Raw genomic sequence first — 238 nt, 5'->3', positions numbered from 1 at the left:
GGCTAATAGTGCAGCATCTTGCCATAAAGGCTCACCATCTTTGCGCCAATAACATGCGTATTGCCAACGTGGTAATGGCTCACCCGGATACCATTTACCTTGTCCGTAATGAGTAAAGCCACCTTTTGTGTATACTTTATTCATTTCTACAAATAAATTTTGAGCTAATATTCTTTTTTCTTTACCATCGGCATCAGTATTCCACTGAGGATGTTCCATATCGTCAATAGAAATAAAC

General features: G+C 38.7%; 1 protein-coding gene. It reads right to left on the bottom strand.

Annotated elements, in window-relative coordinates; translation table 11 throughout:
* A partial coding sequence (locus tag AAEY72_RS16235) for a transglutaminase family protein (protein ID WP_352311713.1) occupies nucleotides 1-238 on the bottom strand: 238 nt, incomplete at both ends.

The organism is Psychrobacter sp. W2-37-MNA-CIBAN-0211, from assembly GCF_040309405.1.
Taxonomy (GTDB): Bacteria; Pseudomonadota; Gammaproteobacteria; order Pseudomonadales; family Moraxellaceae; genus Psychrobacter; species Psychrobacter glaciei.
This window is presented reverse-complemented; position numbering and strand designations above follow the sequence as displayed.